The 20,964-nt window shown below is 44.7% G+C and carries 18 protein-coding genes; 13 read left to right on the top strand and 5 right to left on the bottom strand.

What is annotated here, in order from left to right; genetic code table 11:
- Positions 1-753: 753 nt before the first annotated feature.
- Both G395_RS0126425 and G395_RS30625 read right to left on the bottom strand, forming a co-directional pair.
- Positions 754-987 (bottom strand): response regulator, encoded by a 234-nt coding sequence (locus tag G395_RS0126425; RefSeq protein ID WP_084439901.1) that lies wholly within the window; start codon positions 985-987, stop codon positions 754-756.
- A gap of 148 nt (positions 988-1,135) precedes the next feature.
- Positions 1,136-1,534 carry a response regulator gene (locus G395_RS30625; protein ID WP_035362150.1) on the bottom strand — a complete coding sequence of 133 codons (399 nt, stop codon included), beginning with the start codon at positions 1,532-1,534 and terminating at the stop codon, positions 1,136-1,138.
- 347 nt (positions 1,535-1,881) lie between these two features.
- Between G395_RS30625 and G395_RS31430 the strand changes: the two genes are divergently transcribed.
- The 10 genes from G395_RS31430 to G395_RS0126365 all read left to right on the top strand — a co-directional run bounded on the left by G395_RS31430 (position 1,882) and on the right by G395_RS0126365 (position 16,796).
- A complete protein-coding gene (locus G395_RS31430; protein WP_169720097.1) occupies positions 1,882-5,880 on the top strand; it encodes a hybrid sensor histidine kinase/response regulator transcription factor in 3,999 nt (1,332 codons plus the stop codon).
- Positions 5,881-6,421: 541 nt separating this feature from the next.
- On the top strand, positions 6,422-7,633 hold the full coding sequence (locus tag G395_RS0126405) for a DUF418 domain-containing protein (protein ID WP_169720096.1): 1,212 nt from the start codon (positions 6,422-6,424) through the stop codon (positions 7,631-7,633).
- Positions 7,634-7,766: 133 nt separating this feature from the next.
- The gene (locus G395_RS0126400) at positions 7,767-8,384 is read left to right on the top strand and encodes a YceI family protein (protein WP_026632767.1); all 618 of its coding nucleotides are present in this window, start codon (positions 7,767-7,769) and stop codon (positions 8,382-8,384) included.
- Positions 8,385-8,811: 427 nt separating this feature from the next.
- Positions 8,812-10,398 (top strand): insecticidal delta-endotoxin domain-containing protein, encoded by a 1,587-nt coding sequence (locus G395_RS0126395; RefSeq protein WP_026632766.1) that lies wholly within the window; start codon positions 8,812-8,814, stop codon positions 10,396-10,398.
- A gap of 188 nt (positions 10,399-10,586) precedes the next feature.
- Positions 10,587-11,243, top strand: a complete 657-nt coding sequence (locus tag G395_RS0126390; protein ID WP_157486839.1) for a hemerythrin domain-containing protein — start codon at positions 10,587-10,589, stop codon at positions 11,241-11,243.
- Between the two features lie 56 nt (positions 11,244-11,299).
- Positions 11,300-12,451: a lipase family protein gene (locus tag G395_RS0126385; protein WP_026632764.1), complete on the top strand. Its 1,152-nt coding sequence runs from the start codon at positions 11,300-11,302 to the stop codon at positions 12,449-12,451.
- Between the two features lie 177 nt (positions 12,452-12,628).
- Positions 12,629-12,820, top strand: coding sequence for a Sec-independent protein translocase subunit TatA/TatB (locus G395_RS0126380; protein ID WP_026632763.1), 192 nt, complete (start codon positions 12,629-12,631; stop codon positions 12,818-12,820).
- Complete coding sequence (locus G395_RS0126375; protein ID WP_035362147.1) at positions 12,817-14,457, top strand: FAD-dependent monooxygenase; 1,641 nt, start codon at positions 12,817-12,819, stop codon at positions 14,455-14,457. The genes G395_RS0126380 and G395_RS0126375 overlap by 4 nt, the downstream gene beginning before the upstream one ends.
- A 148-nt stretch (positions 14,458-14,605) precedes the next feature.
- On the top strand, positions 14,606-14,947 hold the full coding sequence (locus G395_RS0126370; protein WP_026632761.1) for an MliC family protein: 342 nt from the start codon (positions 14,606-14,608) through the stop codon (positions 14,945-14,947).
- Between the two features lie 322 nt (positions 14,948-15,269).
- Entirely contained in the window at positions 15,270-16,796 is a 1,527-nt protein-coding gene (locus G395_RS0126365) for an FAD-dependent monooxygenase (RefSeq protein ID WP_026632760.1), read from the top strand.
- A 227-nt stretch (positions 16,797-17,023) separates the two neighbouring features.
- On the opposite strand, the gene G395_RS0126360 is transcribed toward G395_RS0126365, so the two are convergent.
- The 3 genes from G395_RS0126360 to G395_RS0126350 all read right to left on the bottom strand — a co-directional run bounded on the left by G395_RS0126360 (position 17,024) and on the right by G395_RS0126350 (position 18,698).
- Positions 17,024-17,587, bottom strand: coding sequence for a hypothetical protein (locus tag G395_RS0126360; RefSeq protein WP_169720095.1), 564 nt, complete (start codon positions 17,585-17,587; stop codon positions 17,024-17,026).
- A 104-nt stretch (positions 17,588-17,691) separates the two neighbouring features.
- Positions 17,692-18,423 carry a hypothetical protein gene (locus tag G395_RS0126355; RefSeq protein ID WP_026632758.1) on the bottom strand — a complete coding sequence of 244 codons (732 nt, stop codon included), beginning with the start codon at positions 18,421-18,423 and terminating at the stop codon, positions 17,692-17,694.
- Between the two features lie 2 nt (positions 18,424-18,425).
- On the bottom strand, positions 18,426-18,698 hold the full coding sequence (locus G395_RS0126350; RefSeq protein WP_157486838.1) for a hypothetical protein: 273 nt from the start codon (positions 18,696-18,698) through the stop codon (positions 18,426-18,428).
- 461 nt (positions 18,699-19,159) lie between these two features.
- On the opposite strand from G395_RS0126350, the gene G395_RS0126340 reads away from it, so the two are divergent.
- The 3 genes from G395_RS0126340 to G395_RS30615 all read left to right on the top strand — a co-directional run bounded on the left by G395_RS0126340 (position 19,160) and on the right by G395_RS30615 (position 20,882).
- Complete coding sequence (locus G395_RS0126340; protein ID WP_229204303.1) at positions 19,160-19,762, top strand: recombinase family protein; 603 nt, start codon at positions 19,160-19,162, stop codon at positions 19,760-19,762.
- A gap of 191 nt (positions 19,763-19,953) precedes the next feature.
- Positions 19,954-20,571 carry a recombinase family protein gene (locus G395_RS0126335; RefSeq protein WP_026632754.1) on the top strand — a complete coding sequence of 206 codons (618 nt, stop codon included), beginning with the start codon at positions 19,954-19,956 and terminating at the stop codon, positions 20,569-20,571.
- A 2-nt stretch (positions 20,572-20,573) separates the two neighbouring features.
- Positions 20,574-20,882, top strand: a complete 309-nt coding sequence (locus tag G395_RS30615) for a hypothetical protein (RefSeq protein WP_051350429.1) — start codon at positions 20,574-20,576, stop codon at positions 20,880-20,882.
- Positions 20,883-20,964: the final 82 nt, after the last annotated feature.

The following is a 20,964-nucleotide window of genomic DNA, read 5'->3' as shown; positions in this document are numbered from 1 at the left end:
ATAAAGCCATTATGTAAAGTGTGAGTTACAAGAATAACAATAAGTCTGAAAGGTCATCTACCTCCGTTTCTCCCCTATAGATTCAAGTGTTAAGCGTTTTGGTCGTGAACGCGAGTGAATTCGATATAAAATAAACGTTCGTTTAAATCGTAATAATTGCAGTCGAATGAGAGACCAATTCGATTCATATCTCTTAGCTGCAGAAAGGAACTCTTATTCAACCTTCAACTTCAGCCCCTTCATGCCGTAAGTAATTATAGCGTTACCTTGCTACGATTTCAAGCTGCTCACAGATCTGCTTCGTTATATTTTTTTGCTCATGTATAGTGTGGCGCCAAGGCTAGCTATGAATCGATTCACCATATTATCTATGTTCTAAAAAGAACGGATTTCACACAATCTGCAATTATCCTAATCTCGTTATGCACAGCCGGGTTCACTCAAACTGTGGTTAGAATGAAATGCCGCTAACCTACCATTTTGTTTGCTAACATGCTCAAAAGAAGCTTCTAGAATATTTGTGTAGTACGGTTGAACGATTCAAGTATACGTTAACTCTTACTTTACTTAAAAGTCTTGTATTTGCTGTTACAACCTTCTAACTCCTGATCAGGTTTTCGATTTTATCAACCAAGGATTCTATTGATCCGGTTTTCTGAATAAATTTATCTACCCCTATTTGCTCTAGCCTGGGTTTCCATTCTTCGGGTATAGATGTGGAGTAAATAATGATACAGGGGCTATCAAACTCCCTTAACTTTGCAACTGTTCTAAACACTGTCCGCCATCAATCCTGGGCAAGTTTATGTCTATAAACACATAGCCTGGAGGCGTTACAGATTTGCTACTAAAATGTGCAAGTGCAGATTCGCAGTCTGGAAAAAAAAGACATTGAACGGGCTTTTTGAGCTCCTGTAATGCCATTTCAAAAATTTCGTGATCATCGGTGTCATCATCGATCATTACAAATAGCCCTTTATTTCCCATATGTTTTTTATTGAACTTGCCTATATACGTACGAGTCGTATGTACAAATTCTGTACCCGCCCAATATCCAGCTTAAAGCGCATGCCTTTACTTTGTCGAAAGTTACTATTCTGATTATGCTGACAGCACAAACTTGGGCGTATCTAGGCTATAAAATGAATTCGTCCCGCAATTGTCCAGCCAGGGCAATAATGCCTTCAAATGTGGAAGGTTTGGTAAAGTAGCGGGAGATCCCTGCTTGATAGGCTTGCTCAATCAGGGAGGTATTTGAGGTTGTAGAGACCATGACAATGGGTACTTGTGAAAAAGATGGGTTTTGCCTGATTGCTAACGCAGTTTCAACGCCATTCATCAACGGCATATTCATATCTAGGATGATTAGCGTAATGTTTTGGCCTTCTTGTGTCTGGATCATTGCAAGCAAATCCTTCCCATTTTCAGCCTCAATGATAGTAATCTGCTCATCGACCTGGTTGATTGCTTCTTTGATTAAAAAGCGATCATCCACATCATCATCAGCAAAATAAACGATGATATCGGGCTGCATTTTTTAGGTTAGCTTATTGCTCCGTTATGGGTCTAGGTAAAACCAAAGGTACTCATTCATTACACAATTAATAGCTTTACGGATTTATGACGCTGCTTGTCTTTAAAACATTGAGTTGTGTAGTAGACAAACTGCTATTCCTAATAGCCATGAAATAATCCCTGTAACCCATTTACAAACGTGCAGCATTAAGATGTTCGTTGATGAGTGACGGAGCAGCTAACCACCTGGAATAATTGGGGAATTTATTTAAATCAGTACGGTAATTAAATGCAATTCATTTGGATCTAATCATTTGAAACCAGGCGATTTGTATGATTAGTTTGGTTTTCCAAGCCAACATTGTTATGTTTAATTTCGACTTGGTTGATGTGAAAACTTTCCTTCGATATATCTTTTTATTACTTTTTAGCAGCTACGGCTTGCTGGCCCAACCCTTTACCAATCGAGGGCTCAGCATCCAGGAAGGCCTGCCTGACTATTATGTAACAGGACTGGTGCAGGACAAAGTGGGTTTCATTTGGATTGCCACACGCAATGGACTGGCTAGATACGACGGACGGAGCGTTAAAACCTTTCGCCACCAGCCTCATGGGAACAGGTCTCTGGCTAGTAACATTGTCTTATCCTTAAGTCCAGTTTCCGATAGTACGATTCTGATTCAACTGGAAAATAATGGCTTTCAGTGGTTCAATCCAATATCCGAAGAATTCGGCAACATAATGAGCCAGTCAGAGCTGGCAAGTCAGCCTGCCATCATGCCCCAGGTTATCCTGACGGCCGACAAAAAATACTTGTGGGGCCGGCGGGCCAACCGGTTTATCCAGTTTGAGCCCCGTTCCGCTAAATTTACTGATTATCCCTTTCCGGCATCGGTCACTCTGGCCAAAGGCGTAACCTTTGGTAATTCGTTCGCAGGTGACACCCAGGGGTCTTTTTATGCACCTCATCCGGGTGGGCTGGTGCGCTTTGATTCCCGTTCAAAACGATATACCCAGCTACTTAATCCGGCCATCGTCGAACATGGAACTGTTCACAATTACCTTGAAACGCCGATTATCCGTAGAGAAACCGGCGAACTACTGATCGGGGGTGTGCGTCAACTTATTGGTTATAACCCACAAACAGGGCGGTTCCGCTCGATCCGCTTTCCCCATGCAATTGATACCAAAGTGGGCATTATGCATGCCGGTGTAGACGGTAATGTATATTTTACCTACGGGATGAGCGTCTACAAGCTTACACCAGACGATCGCATCACACTCCTTTGGACAGCTGGCCGGATTGATTACCAAAATTATTTCCATGCCTTGCTTGTCGACAGATCAGGCGTATTATGGGTAGGCACTAACGGCGATGGCGTGCAGCAGCTTGATTTACACTCGCTGCCCATACATACCCGCCTGTATCAGGTAAATTTTGTACATGATGTGCTAACCAGGGAGCTGGGGTTGCCAGCGCCTAATTGGGCGAGCTCATATGATATCCCTTACAGATTGCGTTGGGGCGGCTCTGCTGCCTACGTCAGTGCCCGTTTTGATGACCGCTACAATTTACTGCGCGTGGATCATTTGGGACACAAGTTGCAATCGCTACTGGCTATTGCTGATACAAGTAAGAGCCCTGAGCACCGGGAAGGTAATGGCTTGCGACTGATGGGGGATGGAACCGTTTGGATGATGAATAACTACCAAAGTTTACTTAAAACCGATTCCTTAGGAAATGTACTGGACGAATTTCCCCTGCCCAATGATAAGGTCAGCGATATCCAGCCGCTGGCAAAATGGATTTGGATAGGCTCGGAGCTGAATGGATTATATGCCTTCGATCCAACTACCCGGCGCATTATGCATCATCTGCGCTACAAGGCAAAGGATTCTACTTCTCTAATAAACAACCGGGTCTGGTGTTTGGCCGCTGACCCTAATACTACTTATATGCTCTGGGTAGGTACTCAGGAAGGTCTTTGCCGACTGGATACACGCACGATGAAATTTAAAAAGTGGACCCAAAAGCAAGGGCTGCCGAATGCCACAATCTATACACTGCTTTTTGATCGGCAGGGTTATCTCTGGTTTAGCTCCCTGAATGGTATTGGCCGTATGGATCCCCGTAGCGGTCAATTGCGGTATTTTACAAAGGCTGACGGGCTTTTAGACGTTGCTTTTAAACCATTTTTAGGTGTCCAGTTGCCCGACGGGCGGTTGGCTTTCGGTGGTTTAACAGGCATGTCGACCTTTAATCCGGCAGCCGTTAAAGACCGGCCCTCCAGTCCGGTTCCAACCGTCTTAACTTCACTTAAGATCAATCATGTTGCGGTGGAAGCCGGTCAACAGGATTCACCGCTCACCCTTCCGCTTAATGCCACCACCAGCCTTCATCTGAACCCCGAGCAAAACTTTTTGAGTCTCGAATTTGCTGGTTTGCAATATAATAAGCCCAGTAGCCTGCGTTACCGGTATCAACTGGTTGGCTTTGATCGCGAGTGGGTGTATGCCGGCTCGCAGAACGTGGCTAACTACACGCAGTTAGATCCGGGCCAATACGAATTTCGGGTTAATGCAGCTGATGCCAGTGGCCGGTGGAGTCCGCTGGTCAAAAGGCTTCATATCATTATGGATCCACCCTGGTGGCAAACGGCTTGGGCTTATGGCCTTTACGTGCTTTTACTGGCCGGGCTGGTCCGCGCCTATATTCGCTACCGTATCAACCGGGCAGAGCTCGGGCAGCAGATGCGGCTCAAAGAACAGGAAGCGCAGCTCATCAAGGAGAATGCGGACTGGCAGACGCGCTTTTTTACCAACATCACTCATGAGTTCCGCACGCCATTGACTCTGATTATCAATCCACTGGAACGGCTGCTGACATCCCAGGTGCTTCCCTCTCAAAGTAACTTACAGCAGCAGTACGGTGTCATGCATCGCAATGCGCGCCGGATGCTGCGGCTGATCAATCAATTATTAGATCTGGCCAAGCTCGAAGCCGGACATCTGGGCATTGTCAAGTCCAAGGGAAACTTATCTACTTTTTTTCAGGATCTGGTGGATTCCTTTCAGCTTCGGGCCGAACGGAAAGGCATAACGTTAACTTATGAGTCTACCGGGCTACCAGCTGATTGCCTTTTTGACGCCCAGAAGCTGGAAACAATTGGTTACAACCTGCTGGCCAATTCACTCAGGTTTACGCCAGAAGGCGGATACATCCGTGTGAGCCTTCATAAGCAGAAATCTTCACCGGAGCCGATGTTCACTTTACAGGTTGTTGACTCTGGGGTCGGAATTGCTACTGAGCAGCTGCCCCGAATTTTTGACCGGTTCTTTCAAGGCACAGACGCCCAGGTAAGCTTGGGCACAGGAACGGGTATTGGCCTGTTTCTGGTGGCCGAGCTGACGAGCCTCATGGGTGGTCAGGTACATGCAGAAAGCCAACCTGGCAGCGGCGCAGCATTTACGGTCACCCTTCCAGTATGGGAATCATCAGAGGATCTGGCATCTTTGGTACCAGTGAGCGCTCAGTGGCACTCCGAAGTTGTTAAACCTGCTGGGCAACCCCAAGCTGAACCGGCCGGGCAAGAAGCTGCATTAGTGCTGGTCGTAGAAGATAATGAAGAATTGCGTGAGTTTATGGTCCAGGAGCTGACTCATCGATACCGGGTGCTAACGGCAGCAGATGGGGCGCAAGGTTGGCAGCTTTGTTTGACCCAGCTACCTGATCTGGTTATTTCTGATGTGATGATGCCAGTGATGGATGGCTTTCAACTGGTGGAGCGTATCAAGACCACCCCTTTAACTGCACATATTGCTGTTATCATGCTCACGGCAAAAACCATGAGCGACGCCCGTATTCGGGGGCTAACGAAAGGGGCGAATGACTATTTGACAAAACCATTTAATGCCATCGAACTGTTATTGCGGATTGCCAACTTGATTCAGCACCAGCAGCAACTGCGGCAGTTTTGGCAGCAGCATAGTACCCAGCTGGATCCAGCCGCTACGGCGCTACCAGGACCGGTGGCTGATGATCCGTTTTTGCTCAAGTTCTATCAAATGCTCGACCAGCAGTACCCTAATCCAGCATATAGCATTGAACAACTGGCCGATGATCTGGCCGTCAGTCAGCGAACCCTTAACCGAAAGCTAGGGGCACTCACGGGCAGCAATGCCGTTGAGCTGATGCGTACATACAGGCTACGGAAGGCAGCTCTGTTTCTCCAGCAGGGTTGCTCGATTACCGAAGCAGCTGAGAAAGCAGGCTTTGAAGGGCTAACTTATTTTTCCCGGTCCTTTAAGGCACATTTTGATGTTACACCTTCTGCTTATCTAAAAGCCCAAAATAGACTTGGCTAAGTAACCGTTTCTGCCAACTTGCCCGCATTATTGCCTGGCAGTATTTATCTCGAAATAGCCTGTGGGAAAGTAAAGTTTAAGCACAAGGCCGTCATTTTCCCTGCTATGCAGCGAGATTGACATTATGAATTTCATAAACATAAAACATGGTTTCCATTACGTGTTGCATTGTGTTTAAAAAATTAAAACACTAAAAAAAGACCTCAAACAATCAAATTGGCCAATTTATGCAAGTAAGATGGCCAAAATGTGCTACCGGGTAGCCCCTGTTAGCTGGTACTTTTGTCGGGCAGTTTGATCATATCTGAGCACGATGGAATTGTTATTTACCTGGTTGCCCCAGAAAGGTTTTCTGAGATCTTTTCATTGCCATACCTAAGATGAGAATTTGTTTAACTATACCTAATGTGTCTTTTTGTTTTTTGCGATGGCAAGAACGCAATGAGAGCCGAGTTATTAATTATTTTACCAAAGGTTGTCTATGCCTGTGTTAACATCCCATCCAGGCAGCCGGATCCAGATGCTGGACGTAATTCAGGGTTTGGCGCTGCTCGGACTTTTACTGGTTAATTCCCAAACATATTCGCTATTTGCCTGGCTTAATTCCAATCAGGTTTATCAAGCCCACCTGGACAAACCTCATACGTATATACCAGTCCGTTTCTTTTTGCATCTCTTGGTGCAAGGGCCTGTATATCCCCTTGTCAGCTTGTTATTTGGACTAGCATTTTATCGGTGTTGGCAGACCCTCCAACAGAAGGCAGTAGATGCCAACTGGGTTATCTTTCGGGGGCTTTGCGTTTTGTTTGTTGTTGGAATTATACACGCCTTTGGATTCTGGTTTGGTGATTCGCTTCATCAGTATGCCTTGCTTGGGTTTACATTATTGTACTTTGTTAAGCAGTCTGCCAAAACGTTGATAGTATGGGCAGCAGGTTTGCTTGGAGTAGTTTTCCTGATGTCTATATTTACATTAACACCCTTTCTGGCAACAGCTTATCCATTTAGTGTGGATCTGGCTAGCTCGGACCTGCCCGCTATGAAAATGACCGATGTCTGGCAACTAGGGTCTTATATCGAAGTTTTGCAGGAGCAAATCCCCCTGTTTCGCATGCGTTACGCCAGCATCTTTCAGCAGTACATGAGCCCAATTCTATACCAGGAGCTGCTGGTATTGCTAGGGTTGGCAGCGGGGAAGCTGGGCTTGCTCGAACGCCTGGATCAATTCCGGCTTCAATTGTCTTTGCTATTACTAGTGATCTTTCCTTTAGCTATGTTGCTCAATGGGTTAAATACTTTACTTGCGCTGGGTATGTTTGCCTGGCCGATGGATTTGCCGGGCGACCAAATGCAAATTCTGAACGTGACTTATCTGCTTGGCGCGCCCCTGCTGGCATTAATTTATGTATTTGAAATCAGCCTTTATACCAGAAAGTACTTACAGGGCTGGACCGTTTGGGTGGGGCAGGTAGGACGAATGGCGCTGACCAATTACCTGCTGCAAACGCTGCTATGTATGATCTGCTTTTATGGTTATGGCCTCGGTTTGGGCGGACACCTGACGCTCCTGAAATCATTTGTGATCATAACGGCTATTTATGCTTTTCAGCTTATTTTCAGCCATTTATGGTTAAGCCGGCATGAACAGGGGCCTGTGGAATGGCTTTGGGCCAAATTGGCGTATCGAAGGCCCGCAAAGCCACTTAATAGCACACTTCACCCCTTAACTGAAAATGGTAAAACACTTCCATAACTGCCAATCCAGGTAATGTAACTACCTAGCCTAAGGCTTTCAAGATCTTACCTGCTTTACCTAATATCAACTGAATACTTTTTTTGCACCATAATTCCATTCCAATAGAATAGGCCCTTAAAAACCAATGATTATGAAAAACAATTTATTATTCGTCCGTCACTTTTGTTTATCTCTTCTGCTTATTTGCTCTCTGATGGCTTGCCAGAAAGACCACCAACAGCAGCAGTATATCCTGGACCAGAATGCTTCTGCTATGGAGTGGAAGGGCTATTTGAAGGACGGTAGTGGCAACAATGGCACTATTAATGTTGCAGGAAAACTGTTTGTGACAGAGCCATGGCAGATAACGGGTGGACAAGTGAGTCTGCCACTTGCTTCACTTGTTAATATTAATCTGCCCACAGACGAGCTTAAACACCAGCTTATCCATCACTTGCAAAGCGAGGATTTTTTCAACATGGTCGCCTATCCTGAAATAAGCTTTAAGATTACTTCTATGATTCCAGATAAAGATACTTCCCATATTTATCATGCATCAGGTGATCTTACAATACTGGGAAAAACTCGGTCGGTAAATTTTCCAGTGCAAATAAAATTACAGGGGAATCAATTGGAAGTGACAGGTGAAACAAGCATAGATCGCACGCTTTGGGGGATGGATTATGCAAGCGATGAAAATGCAGCCGACGGCATGTATATCAAACCAGGCATTGATGTGCAGTTCAAGCTGGTAGCCATGAAAAGATGACTGAGTCACAGGTCCTCGCTGCATTTGCCTGTGACACTTTTATAAATACGCATCTGGCAGCCAGTGAGTTACGATTACAGAAACCTACTAGGTCTTATCAAGTCCCTGGTTTACCATCTAACATAAACTGAAAATTCGGCAAAATAGGCCGTGAAATACAAATTGGCCAAATAGTGCAAGCAAAATGGCCAATTTGTGCTCCCAACAAGGCTTTATCCGCTAGTAGTTTTGTCAAGCAGTTCAATCACATAAGTGTGCTGGATGGATCTGTTACCCAGCCGTCAGGGCAGTAACTTTTCACCCGAAGAAGAGTGGCAGGCATCACATCAGGACAAAGCCTGAGAAGCTTAATACATGAACAAACACATATGGACTTACCTAAATAATTTCAACATATCCATTTTTTAACTATTTAAATCATTTACTTATGTCTTTAACAAATGTTTTACAGAATCGCAGACAGTTTTTAAAACTCTCAGCACTTGGAGCCGGAGGTGTACTTGTTTTATCCGGGATGCTGCAAAGCTGCAGTTTGAAAGACCACGACATCCCAAATCCCGACAGCCCGTCTGTCCTTCTTCCGCTTTTAGGGGATGATTATGGGGATAATTTCAGTTGGAATGACGACTCAAAAATTGCCGTCATGACTGGGCTTAACATGATACCGGTGGCCGGTGAGATTCTTAGCGCCCTAGTCGATATTTTATGGCCCGTTGATAAGCCAAACGTATGGGACCAAATCAAAGCCCAGGTTGAAGCATTAATTGACCAAAAAATCGCTGCTGATAAGTATCAGACGGTATCCGAGGATCTGGAAGGGTTAAAAAATGTGTTAACCCTTTATATGAATGAACTCAAAAACGGTACACCAAGTGATATCAGGTCGCAGTGGATGGAGACAAGAAGTCACTTTGTGAATGCTCTTCCGCACTTTCAATCAGCAGGCAACGAAGTACCACTGTTGCCCTTATTTGGGCAGTTTGCGACCTTGTACCTGAGCTTATTACGTGATGGGGTAAAGTTTGGACAAAGCTGGGGTAGAAGCGATGGTGACCATCAGCAAGATATTATAGACTTGCAAACGGCTATCACTAGTTTTGTCAAATATGCCGCTGAAACCTATAATAATATCGGCAGAGTTGATGTGGTATCTAAAACGAAGAGAAATGACCATCTGAACGAGCCCTTTAAATCAATCAACACGTATGACCGCCAGATGACGTTAACGGTGCTTGACTTCATGCAGACCTGGCCTTATTTTGATGTTACCCAATACCCTGATGGAACGAGTCCGTTGTTAACACGCGAAATATACTCGGACCCTTATGGTTCTTGTGATTGGAGCACCAACGGTAACCCCATCAATATAGAAACAACCACGCTACTACCAAGTAACATAACCCTTTGGGCTAGTGATCGGGTTGATGCGGTTCAGTTAACCTACACTGGAAAGGGTGCCGTTTCAATAACGCCGCGGATGGGGGTTCAGGAGGGCGGTAAAGTGGCCGGAGGGAGCCCATCTAAGGAATACACATTTAACCCATCGCCCAGCAACCCAATCACTAAGGTTCGCGTCTTGACTGCTCAATATCAAAACAATAATGGCATCTTAGGCCCTTTTCCCTCTGGAATGCAATTTCAGTACAATGACAATTCAACTACAAATGTACTTGGCGGGGTTAAAAACGCATACAACAACATATATGACGACACGCAGCTCTTTGGTTATCCTGGTGAAGCTTTGTCAAGTATCTATATTCATGGAGCCAATAAGGTCCTAGGCGGCGCCGATTGTGCGGTGTTTGGATTTATGTACTGGCAATCACCAGCAGCAACCTTGAGGGCGATTAGTACCCTATATGTAAAAAGCCCGACAGAGAGACCAGCCGCTGATTTTCATAAAGCCTTCCCACAATTTGGAATTTCGGCTGGTTCAATCACAAAAGAACTGGAAGCGGCCCGCAAGGCGTTCTGGGCCTCTGTTAAGAAACGTGCTGATGAAATCGCAGGATAGCCTAGATAGTCTTAAGCCAAGATGCTGATTAAATAGATGGCCTGGTGGCTTTCCCGGGCCATTTATTTATCGATACTCCAAGTACGTTTCATAATTTATTAAAGTGAACAGACTTAGATAATGACGTTGATGACGCCTTTTAAATCTGTACTGGGAGCCTAATTTTTATCTATATATAATATATGAAAATGGCACAAATAAAATCATTTGCCGCACCTCATAAAGGGCTTCGAAACGTTATAGCCAGATTCACGCTTTTCTTAGGCTCGATAGACTTTGTCAATCCCTGCCAACTCAGACAACTTAAAGACCTGGGGCATGAGATGTTCACGCTCCTGAATCATCATGCACACTCCGAGAATGAACATACATTGAAGCATTTGGAAGAGCGAGCCAAGGGGGCATCCGAGCATGACAGCCGCGACCACCAACGACTCGAACTTATCCAACAAGCGCTTCAACAGCAGCTTTTAGGTTTCACCGGTAACGAATCCTGGGATGAGATTCATTTGTTTTATCTGAACGCCTCCCGGTTTCAAAGCCAATATCTGGAACACATTTTTGAAGAAGAAACGGTGACCGAATTGTTATTACAGCAACACTTTACCGATGAAGAGCTCATCGAACATCGAATTTCATTGATGCGAAGCTTTGAGTTTCCATTGCTGCTTCTTTGGCTGAAATATATTATTCCCGCGCAACGTGAAGCGGAAAATGTAGGGATGCTTTCAGGCTTGAAAGCAACGGCCTCAAACGAAGCCTTTGAGCAGATAATGACTACTATAAAAGGTGAGATGGATACAGAGCGCTTTCAGGCTTTACACTCTAAGGTAAACGGATCCTGATCCTGAATACAATAGGCAAATTAGTCTTTACGCAATAATTCCTCTTGGTTAAAATCATGAAAAAAATATGTCGGTTTATCGCAATTGTCCTTCTGGGAGTCATCACACTCGCGGCATGTAGCGACCACAATCTGCTGCCGGACGTGGATGAAAGTATGCCTCCAAGCAATATCCACAAACGAATTGCACTGCTATGTATGCTCTCGGATGTCAACTATGATCTGGTAGCTGGATCTCAGCAGGAGCTAAGCAAGAATACGCTAAGGATCAATGCTGCTTTGCAAAGCAACGCCGATGTCAGGGCCTTCATTGGCACCGACTGGAAGGTCGTTTGGGGACCAGCCATTTCCAACAGCATAAAAAAATCCACAACCACCGCGGCCGACAGTTTCGTCACCGACAATACGATGTATGTGGCCAAAGGCACCGATATGCAGACGGACAAACCTATTTATGTGGTGGCAATAGCGGGAACGAACGCGGTATCGCGAAAAGGGGCGCTATCAGAAGACTTTAATGTAATCAGCGAAAAGGACTGGGGCGTTCCCAATAGTGGAAAAATCAGCGCCGGCAGTGCGCTGGGCTTTAATATCCTTAACTCGATGACCGATCCTGTTACCGGAAAAACGCTAATAGAATTTCTAAGCACACTCAGTGATATGGGTCCTGCCGAAGTCGCCTTTACAGGCCACAGCCTTGGCGGAGCTTTGTCACCGCTGATGGCCCTCAAATTTATTGAGTGGAAGCAGCAGATGGGTTATGCAAACATTGATGTCAGTGTATATCCGATTGCCGGCCCGACGCCTGGCAACAAGGAGTTTGCCCTGTATGCCGCTCAGCAATTTGGTGCTGGCTACCACTCAGTCATCAACGGCAATGACATTGTTGTTCATAGTTGGCAGAAAGATATGTTCGCAAAAATTCCGTCGATCTATAAAGATGCCCCTCCCTTCAATCCTGGTGGTACAAAGGGTTTTCACTTACCCCTCAAAGACCAGTTAGCGTTTGATGCGCTAAAACTTGTTATTGATTCAAAAAACTACCAGCGAATTGCTCCGGAGCGGGAGTTTATCTTCCAGGGCAGGGCGAATGTATATCCTGACGATTCGGGTACTTTTTTTAAAGAGGCTAAGTATCAACATGTCATGGCTTATTTTAAGGACGCATTTCAGTTTCCGCAATCGGTTATTGATGCCATTTCCGAATAATTCCATGTAAACCATCATAACAGTGATGCGAAGGTTGGATTCCGCTAATGCAGTTTAGGCTTAATTAGTGCAAAATATAAAAGAACCTATAAACCAACTTGTGCTGGGCATAATTGGTAGTCGCTTGTCCTGATTTTAAGTTTCAAGTTTTCTTTATCCATTTCAATTAGAAGAACCATGATTTCTGCAAGCATTTTAGCTTTTATGGGCCTGGGCGGCCAGGAAATGATTTTTTTGTTGCTAGCCCTGTTGTTGTTGTTTGGGGCGAAAAAGATTCCTGAACTTGCCCGGGGTTTAGGTAAAGGCATTAAAGAGTTCAAAGACGCCACCAAGGACGTTAGGAAAAATATTGAGGATGCCCAATTATGATGCATTCTGTCCTTATAGTAGGTGCAGGCCCTGTGGGCTTGGTTATGGCTGCCGAGCTGGCCAGGCACCGTGTGCGTTGCCGGATTATTGACACCCTTAACGAGCCATTGCCTTATTGCCGGGCACTAAGCATTACAGCCAGGACCCTTGAAGTCTTCGAAGACATGGGGATCCTGCGCAATGCGGTTGATGCTGGAATTTGGATCAGCGGACGCCGGGTCGCCTACGCCGGTGGACCCGCTCAGGATTATACCGAGGAATTGGGAGATTTTCCGTATTCGCATTCTTACCTGAATATTCCACAGCCCGTAATCGAGCGCATCCTGACCCAACATTTACAGTCGCTGGGTATTTTAGTGGAACGTGGGCTTACCCTCAAAGCACTAACGCAGGACGATGAAGCGGTTTCTGTTCTGTTGGAATCGAAGGATGGAAAAACCCAAGAAACCCAGTTCCCATACGTAATTGGCTGTGATGGGGCACATAGCTTTGTTCGTAAGGCTGCAGGGATTGCTTTTGAAGGTGAAATGATGCCCTTTGAATTTATGTTGGGCGATGTGCATATTGACTGGGCACTGCCTCAAGGGTATTCATTCCAATCAATCCATCCCGCTATTAAGGCAGCGCCTGATTTTTTTGTGGCAGTCCCTTTGCCTGAGCCTAGTCGGTACCGGGTCTCCATGTTAGCCCCCGCTTCTGATAAACCAACACAGGAAGGTAATGACCATGGAATCCAATCTGAGCGGCCGGCACCTGGTCTGGACCTATTTCAAACAAAGGCTGATGAGTTGGTGGGTGAACCTGTCCGGTTGAGCGATCTTCGCTGGTCGTCTATTTTCCGGATCAGTATGCGCCTGGCCAGCTCCTATCATGCAACTAACGTATTTCTAGCCGGAGACGCTGCTCATATCCAACCCCCAACTGGTGGCCAGGGAATGAATACGGGCATCCAGGATGCATATAATCTGGCCTGGAAGCTGGCCCTTGTTTTAAAAGGAAGATCTCCGAAAAGTTTGTTAGAGAGTTATACTATTGAACGACGAGAAGAAGGAGAAAAAGTTATTGAGAGATCCCTTCGGGCCTCAATGAACACTGGTCCGGCTGGCTTTAAAAATGACCGGCTGGCGGATACCCAGCTCTTGATTTCTTATCGGACCAGCCCCTGGGTTAACCCTCTTGTAAATGAGGGCTGGCGCTCAGATCTGAGACCTGGGGACCGGGCTCCTGATTGCCCTGGTTTACGGCGGCAGGGAATCGGCTATCCATTCCGGTTGTATTATTTATTGAAGGGCACAGCGCATGTATTGTTGATTGACGTGCGAGACCCTACGCAGCATTGTTTGGACAAGCTGCGCTTCTTAGCGCAAAGTCTGGGAACCGAGTTTGGTGAAGAAATTGGGTTATACCTGCGGATTGTAGCCATCACTTCTAAGCCTCAGGTGATGGATATCCATCCTGTTTCTGATATTGCCTGGGTATACGATCCAGAAGGATCCTTTGCAAATACGTATTCTTCACAAGATGAAGCCAGTTGGCTGATCAGACCTGATGGACACATCAGCTGGTGTGGGGTAGGCTTCAATAGCAAGAGTTTGTTGTCTTATCTGCATAAGCTGTTCGTTGCTAACATTGAGTAACTGTTGATGATTGATTTGAACATAGAGTTATTTAGAAGGTTCGGCCAGCCATAATTTGTGTTGGGAGACCAGTCAGAAGCACCGCACCGGATCCGTTATACATCTTTTGACCACAGCGACTCAACATTTTTAAACACAAACTGACAAAATGAAGTCAATACTTTTCATTTCCCGCATACTAATAAGTTCACTTCTGTGCTCCTGCCAGAAAAATGAGAAGACCCATGAGCAGCCAGCTACTCAAACAGAAGTAACACAAGAAATCATTCGGGATACGATTACTAACCAGGAAGGAATGTTATTAGTCATGACGTTCAACAATAAAAAACAAACTGCTACACTAGTCTGGCAAGGCGAGAGCATTGAATTAAAGCAGGATAGTATGGCTTCTGGCATGAAATACAGCAACCCAACTTATGAACTTACAGAGCATCAGGGTACATTGACACTCAAAAAACGTGGAAACACCGTTTTCAGTTATAAGAAGTAAGAGTCGCTTTGAACGTTATGTCTACAAGTTAACTCTTGTATAATATTACCTATCCTAATGGCACAGAAAGGCGCATTATTCAATACTACCTTTTTCACAGGTTATTGATCCTTTACTTAGATCTTAGTAGTACAAAACCTCACACACCTAGCATTGGGCTATTGCTACAATACGTCATCGTAGGCACATAATCCAAATCTCAAAATACGCCCGGTTTCGTGCGCCTCCAATATTTGTTTCGCTGTACGGCTTTCTTAATATTAAGCTTACTGATTTATCACCGTTCATGACTCACAAGTCATTAGTATAAACAGGATCTCAAATGACTCAAACAGAAACTCTCATTGTTGGCGCAGGTCCAACTGGCTTGGCTCTCGCCCTATGGCTTACTAAGCAAGGTCTCAAAGTTAGGATTATTGACAAGAGCGGTGGGCCTGGCGAGACTACGCGCGCCATGGCAGTTCAAGCCCGTACACTGGAATTGTACCAGCAACTTGGGATGGCCGAAGATGTCGTTGCAGGTGGTTACAAGACCCCAGCCATGAATATGTGGGCACGAGGCAAACGTAAAGCTCAGATCAAGTTGGTTGATGCTGGCCAGGATATATCGCCATATCCTTTTGTACTGGTCTATCCCCAAGACCGACACGAACGATTTTTGCTGGATCGCTTAAAAGCTTTGGGAGTGGAAATTGAAAGGCACACCGAGCTATTGTCTTTTCAGGACAAGGGAGATCAGGTTATCGCTATTTTGAGGCATAAGGATGGGCAAGAAGAAACCTGCATAGCCCTTTACCTAGCAGGATGCGATGGTGCACACTCACCTATTCGGCACCAAATTGGAAGCGGGTTCGAGGGCGGTACTTACAAGCAGCTCTTTTACGTCGCAGATGTCTCAGCGACTGGCGTTGATCCTGCCGGAGAAGCCCACATCGCCTTCGATAAGTCACAATTTGTTTTGATGATGTCCTACGGTGATGGTGACCACTACCGACTGATCGGTACTGTCCGAGATGAACGCGCCGAGCATCCCGAAAGCCTAACAATTGAAGATGTTAGCCAAGAGGCTATCGACAGCCTTCATGTTAAGATAAACAAGGTAAATTGGTTTTCTACTTACCGTGTTCACCACCGCGTCACTGATCAATTCCGGCGTGGCCGTGTTTTCTTGCTCGGAGACGCGGCACATATTCACAGTCCAGCAGGCGGTCAAGGCATGAATACAGGGATTTTGGATGCAGTAAATCTGGCATGGAAACTCACGGCGGTAGTAAAGGGGCAAGCGTCGGACAGCTTGCTTGACAGCTATGAAATTGAGCGTAAGGCATTCGCTCATAAACTTGTAGAGACCACTGACCGCTTATTTACTTTTGCGACAGCCGAAGGCAGCTTCGCCGACTTTGTTAGAACCCGCATAGTTCCAACTTTTGCAAGTGTTGCATACAAATTGGAAAACACTCGTGAATATATGTTCCGCGTGGTTTCCCAAACGATGTTAAATTATCACGACAGTCCATTAAGTGCAGGTAAGGCAGGGACTGTACAAGGCGGGGACCGGTTGCCATGGGTACCAGTTTCTGGTTCGGATAATTATGAGTCACTCAAAACAATCGGCTGGCAGGTACATGTCTATGGTAAGCCGAGTACGGAGCTCCAATTCTGGTGCGATCAGCATAAAATGCCTCTCCACGTTTTTGCATGGCAAGCTGGGCATAAGAAAGTAGGTTTTGAGCAGGATGCAACTTATTTGCTGCGGCCAGATACTTTTGTAGCACTTGCCGATCCGAAAGGATTAGTAAGCACGCTTGACAGCTATTTCAAAGAGCGTGGATATAGCGTTTCTGTATAAGATTTGGGAATAGGCGGCTGGAATGTGCCCACAAGAATCGCATCTTTCAGCATAAATGAACACTCGATAGGAGCACTTGATAGCCCCAAATAGACCCTATTTAACAAACAGAAGTTATACAACAGGATACTTTCTGTCATAAATAAGTAATAAGAGGTAAGGTTTATTGTCGGTTACAAGATACATTAGTTCTTTGAAAAGTACCAATCTTGTTATCGCTGGAACGCCTACTCCGGTGTCCTGATGTTCAAGTCAAAGTCCTTCTTCATTACAGATAAATTAATGGCAAAATGGTCGCCTTTTAGCTTTCCCTGTAGATAGGACGCAAATGATCTGTTGGATAAATAATGATCGTGTAAATAGCCCTCGCGGTCATACTTTCTTCTGTTCTTAGCTAGGTATGCATGGTACTCATCGATCAATATGCATAGCTGATTTGGCTTGCTTTTAAGCAGCGCAAAATACTTGATAAGCTCATTAACGTTAATCATTGTGACCGGCCTTACGGATTCCAGTGTTGTACGATGTCTGGCAATCATCGGTTCAAAATGATCGTTGACATACCGGTTAACACCGCTGATATCAAAATTCTGATCCCCGTATATAATGATCGGATAGACCGAAAGCCTATGTTGATTTTCAACTTTCAATTGCTGCCGCAGTTCCGGATCTGTGTCTGAGAGGTTGTCGATCTGCCTGACAATTTGCCACAAGCCTTTGCCTTTCGCGCCTGATGTCTTAGGAGCGACAAAATTTTGATGAATTACATCGCAGAATGCTTGGAAATCCATTTGCTCGAGAATTTTGCCATGGACTGTGCAGCTTTTCACTTCGATAACAAGGATCTTGTGCTCAGATGCTTTGATAATAAAGTCGCCATACTTTTCGCTACTTATCAAATTCTGATGCTTGCGGAAGAATATTTTTTTAGGTACTCTCTCACCAAGTATTGCTCAAAGAAATGATAGCCGATATGTCCTTGGTATGCATTGTAACTGTTAAAACGCTTACGGTCGGAAAGTGAGCTTCGAAGAAAAAACAGAAAGAAAAATCCCTGGTCAATAGCGTAGTGGAAAAAATTGTAGTCAAGTATGATCGCGTCTGTTCCTATAAGATAAAATGGTTTGGGAACGATGTCCATGTTGACTGAAAGAGACCCTTGCCCTCCCAATCGTGTTTTGTCAACTGAAAATTCCGAAACGATACTGGCTGGCAAACCCGTTATGTCAAGCACATGCTTTGTCTCTTTCCCCTCATGCAGGATTGTTTGGAGAATATCCAGGAAAAATCTGCCAAAGGTCCAGGGAGTGCCCAGCTGGTAATAAGCACAAAATTCACGGCATTCCTTTTTCAGGTCCTGTGCGGATGATATAAACTTGGCAGCAAAACCAAATTTTACCATGGTGAACAACTTCTGGTAGATATTTGACCTGATGTAGCGCTGCTGTTGCAAGTCCAGTCTGAAGATGCCTTCAAAACTGTCTCCTTTGACATTGATATCGCTTCGGAAGTAATTCTCATTAAAAATTAGGATTGTCTTGAACAGGTTGAGTCCCAGATTGGAGATCAGAACGGGTTCTTCATGGTCAACGGGAACGAAGTTTTCAAGGCAAGCTTTGATAAGCACGCTTAGAGAGGCGGAAGCGAAATAGACGCTCGATTCAAAATCCCGAGCTTCAGGATCAGTGATACATCCCTGCCAGGAAATAGTGTTTGCAAACTGCGCAAGGTTTGCTCGGAATGTTCCGTTTGCTGAAAAAGAATCGCATTAAGCTGCGAAAGCTTCACTAACAACAATTCGGTTGGATATGACCGCACAAAGGTCAGGCCGTCCGCTGGCAATGGAGTTCCGAAAATCTCCGTATAATTGGTGACGGCTATGTATTTGGTAGGTGTACTCATGATTGGCGCTAGCCTGCTGATCGATGCGGCAATTGGCATACGGGCCTTCTGGAAAGATATGATATTTGTTTGATAATGGTTGTGACACGGTTGAGACTACTAAAAAAAGCCTTTTTGTATTTAAGTTTGACGATTGTGATAATCAACTTGCCACTCATATCAGACGGTCTGTCCCTGATTTTTTATGACACTGTGGGCATACCATTTCAATTTATTACTAAGGACGCTCAATTCTATGCAGCAGGCGATGTAAAAGAAATTGTCAAAAGCGAAAATTTTCGTGCAAAAGAGTCCTGAAGTATAGATTGAAGATCTGATTCCAGGCCCATCAGGTATGTAGTTAAACGAACGTATTTTTACATAATCCAAAATCAACTAATTCTCGACAATTTCATTATTTATATTGTCATGTAATTAAACTAAATGTAATATATTTGATTTCATTAAGTTTCGTACATAAAATGATCAAATTAGGATACGCCAGGGTCTCTACCCTAGAACAAAATCTGGACCTTCAACTCGACGCCCTAACGAAAGAAGGATGCAAGCAGGTCTTCACCGATAAAGTCTCCGGAGTAAAGACTACCAAGCCTAACTTTGAAAAATTGATGGAATATGCCCGACCTGGTGACACTATTGTAATATGGAAGCTGGACCGGCTTGGAAGAAGTACTATTAAGCTCATTGAGCTGATTGAAGAATTAAAAAATAAGGGAGTGAATCTCAAATCACTTTCTGAATCCATCGACACCAGTACGGCGACGGGCAATTTATTTTTTCAGTTCATGTGCGTGTTAGCTGAACATGAGCGTAACATTATCCGCGAGCGTACAAAAGCAGGCCTAGAGTCGGCCCGGGCAAGGGGCAGATCCGGGGGCAGGCCAGAAGGGTTAAGCGAGCGCTATCGCAAAATTGCCCCGGAAGTCAAAGAGATATACGAGAAGAACAGCCGGAGTACGGATGAAATTCGAGAGATGTTCAAAATAAAAAGCCAACCTACACTTTACAAGATTTTAAAGTATAGTGGTGTTGATATTAAAGGCTTTTTGAAAAAGAGGCGATGATGTCGTTATGCTTTTTGTACAATCTTTTAATTTAACCCCTTATTCTATGGTTCAGACAGCATTTTATTTCATAATTGTCCGGAACAGGTTCATATAAATGATAAGAATAATTTAGAAAAAAGGTGTTAATATTACGATATTATTATTATAAAATAATAACCACAATCAGGTTTTCATCTAATTGCCCAAGAATGCCCCGGAATATTGCCTATTTACGTGTCTCTACCTTGGACCAAGACCTTGAAAAGAACAAAGCCGACATATTGCACCTGGCTAATGAGAAGAATTTGGGAAAAGTAGAGTTTGTCCAGGAAAAGGTTTCCGGGAAGGTTTTGTGGCGCAACCGCAAAATCGGTCCGATCCTGAATGAGCTGAAAAAAGGTGATGTGATTCTACTTAGTGAATTTTCAAGACTTGGCAGATCTATGCTTGAAGTGATGGAGATCATCTCTATCGCAATGCAGAAAGGAATTCGGATCTATACCGTGAAGGGAGCATGGCAACTTGACGACTCGATCCAGAGTAAAGTCATGGCAATGGTTTTTGCCATGGCATCAGAAATTGAAAGAGACCTGATCAGTAAAAGGACGAAAGAGTCACTGGCGGCTAAGAAATTATCCGGGATAAAATTAGGTAGGCCCACTGGCCCCGGTAAAAGTAAACTTGATCAGTTCAGGCCTGAGATCGAAGCATTGCTGCTTAGTGGTTCGAGTCAGAAGTACATTGCAGACCGTTACCGAATCACAGAGGCTACCTTATCGAACTGGATAAAAAAGAATGGTATCAAGAAATATCAAAAAGCGGCATAGCAGTGAAAGCATTTGTATACATAGGGGCTGAGAAAATTGGGAAGGCTGACTTTTCGGTCATTGATGAAAGCATGGGCGTAGTTGGCGGTGATTTCGTGCCGAATGAAAATTACGACAAGTACAAACACCGTATTCAAAAGCACTTTGACCAGAAAGGCATTTCTAATATCGAAGACTTTGAGTACAGATTAGTACTGGAAGACGATGATGAATTGAAACCATCCGGCGGTATTGGCATCATCGACTGTTCCAATTTCAACGAAATTTTTGTTGAATCCAGCGGATTAGACCTTTCAAGGCCGCGCAGATAATCAGTCATGCGTTCCACTCCATAAAATGGACATTCCAAAAACTTTCGGTCTATGGCTTTCATCAAGCGTTGATTTACCAACG

Origin of the sequence: Dyadobacter alkalitolerans DSM 23607 (assembly GCF_000428845.1) — a bacterium.
Lineage (GTDB): Bacteria > Bacteroidota > Bacteroidia > Cytophagales > Spirosomataceae > Dyadobacter > Dyadobacter alkalitolerans.
The sequence above is the reverse complement of the archived record's forward strand: the minus strand, read 5'-3'. Positions and strand labels throughout refer to the sequence as shown.

Excerpts from the sequence above, each read along its gene's own strand:
- G395_RS0126425 (WP_084439901.1), bottom strand. The coding sequence starts at position 987 with ATGGGAAATAAAGGGCTATTTGTAATGATCGATGATGACACCGATGAT.
- G395_RS30625 (WP_035362150.1), bottom strand. The coding sequence starts at position 1,534 with ATGCAGCCCGATATCATCGTTTATTTTGCTGATGATGATGTGGATGAT.
- G395_RS31430 (WP_169720097.1), top strand. The coding sequence starts at position 1,882 with ATGTTTAATTTCGACTTGGTTGATGTGAAAACTTTCCTTCGATATATC.
- G395_RS0126400 (WP_026632767.1), top strand. The coding sequence starts at position 7,767 with ATGAAAAACAATTTATTATTCGTCCGTCACTTTTGTTTATCTCTTCTG.
- G395_RS0126395 (WP_026632766.1), top strand. The coding sequence starts at position 8,812 with ATGTCTTTAACAAATGTTTTACAGAATCGCAGACAGTTTTTAAAACTC.
- G395_RS0126390 (WP_157486839.1), top strand. The coding sequence starts at position 10,587 with ATGGCACAAATAAAATCATTTGCCGCACCTCATAAAGGGCTTCGAAAC.
- G395_RS0126385 (WP_026632764.1), top strand. The coding sequence starts at position 11,300 with ATGAAAAAAATATGTCGGTTTATCGCAATTGTCCTTCTGGGAGTCATC.
- G395_RS0126380 (WP_026632763.1), top strand. The coding sequence starts at position 12,629 with ATGATTTCTGCAAGCATTTTAGCTTTTATGGGCCTGGGCGGCCAGGAA.
- G395_RS0126375 (WP_035362147.1), top strand. The coding sequence starts at position 12,817 with ATGATGCATTCTGTCCTTATAGTAGGTGCAGGCCCTGTGGGCTTGGTT.
- G395_RS0126370 (WP_026632761.1), top strand. The coding sequence starts at position 14,606 with ATGAAGTCAATACTTTTCATTTCCCGCATACTAATAAGTTCACTTCTG.
- G395_RS0126365 (WP_026632760.1), top strand. The coding sequence starts at position 15,270 with ATGACTCAAACAGAAACTCTCATTGTTGGCGCAGGTCCAACTGGCTTG.
- G395_RS0126360 (WP_169720095.1), bottom strand. The coding sequence starts at position 17,587 with ATGGATTTCCAAGCATTCTGCGATGTAATTCATCAAAATTTTGTCGCT.
- G395_RS0126350 (WP_157486838.1), bottom strand. The coding sequence starts at position 18,698 with ATGAGTACACCTACCAAATACATAGCCGTCACCAATTATACGGAGATT.
- G395_RS0126340 (WP_229204303.1), top strand. The coding sequence starts at position 19,160 with ATGATCAAATTAGGATACGCCAGGGTCTCTACCCTAGAACAAAATCTG.
- G395_RS0126335 (WP_026632754.1), top strand. The coding sequence starts at position 19,954 with ATGCCCCGGAATATTGCCTATTTACGTGTCTCTACCTTGGACCAAGAC.